The sequence below is a fragment of the Cupriavidus sp. UYPR2.512 genome (assembly GCF_000379565.1).
Classification (GTDB): domain Bacteria; phylum Pseudomonadota; class Gammaproteobacteria; order Burkholderiales; family Burkholderiaceae; genus Cupriavidus.
In genome coordinates this window covers 1-1,156 of the sequence record NZ_KB903130.1, presented here as the reverse complement: position 1 = coordinate 1,156, position 1,156 = coordinate 1, and the positions used below count along the sequence as shown (strand labels likewise).

General features: G+C 60.0%; 2 pseudogenes. Both read left to right on the top strand.

Features of this window, described 5'->3' with window-relative positions:
* Positions 1 to 89 precede the first annotated feature (89 nt).
* Positions 90 to 248, top strand: a pseudogene (locus A3A5_RS43555) (IS110 family transposase); the annotation flags it as partial.
* A pseudogene (locus A3A5_RS42095) lies at positions 236 to 584 on the top strand (transposase); the annotation flags it as partial. The pseudogenes A3A5_RS43555 and A3A5_RS42095, both read left to right, overlap by 13 nt.
* Positions 585 to 1,156 lie beyond the last annotated feature (572 nt).

Sequence of the window (1,156 nt, the reverse complement as noted above, 5' to 3'; positions counted from 1 at the left end):
TTCATCTGGACCAAGAGCGCTCGCGACATCCTACAGAAGGTCATTCGTGCCAACCGCCGCTTAAGTTCCAAACAGAATGGAACATTGCACTAGGAGAACACTCCTTGCCACCACGCCTGGTTACGGCGCTCGAGCGCTTGCATGAACACTTCAAGTATCTCAGCGAACAGATCGCCGGGATCGAGAAGGAAATCATCCAGCAGCTCGCCGACGATGATCTCGGCCAGCGTCTGATAGCAAGTTCTGGCTCAAGTCTTCAACGAACTCAAGAGCCGAGGCTGTCAGGACATCCTGATCACGGTGGTCGACGGCCTCAAGAAGTTGACCGAAGCCGTAGCCACGGCCTATCCCCGCATGGTACAAGCCTGCATTGTGCATTGGATCCGCAACAGCATGGACTACGCCAGCTACAAGGAGCGCAGGTGCTGGCACAGGCGCTGGAGGCCTTCGCCGACGGCCCGTGGGGCGCCAAGTACCCAAGATCGTGCTGTCGTGGACGCGCCTGGGAGCACGTCATACCGTTCTTCGTGTTTCCGCCCGATATCCGGCGGGCGGTGATCTTCGCCTCGTCTGGAATCCAGACCTCGGGCAGGAAGCCACTGGCATAGAGTTGCGCAAGGATTGCCGCATCGATCTTGTCCATCTTCACGCAAGCCGCAATCGTCGCGGCTTCGCTTGGCGGCAAAGCGTTCCAGCTCGTCGCGTCGCAGTCCGACGCGCCCGCCGGCACGTAGCAGGCCGTTCTCCAAATAGGCGTCTCGGCTACGGATCGCGATACATCTAGTCCAATCATTCGCAATGGCGTCTCCTATGAGAAACATCGCAAATGGGAGCCGGTGAGACAGCACGACAACTACGGATTCGCGCTCGCAGCGCAACCGGCGGGTCGCAGGGCCGGCCAACTACTAACACGAGTTCGCAGCTCAACGCGTATATGAACTGCCTGCCCACCCGAAGTGCTCCCCGGTACCCCTGTCCCGGACGGTCGAACCTACACCAACTTGCTCAGTGCGGAGAGGGGCACCTGTTCCTATCGTGCCAGAGGCGGGGGCGACGGCTTGTAGACCCCTGTCCGATTCGGAGCACCTGCCATGTTCAGCCCACCCTGTGCCGCCCATTGGAAGTTCCCAACGTTCGTCTTGCCATCGGCGCCAGC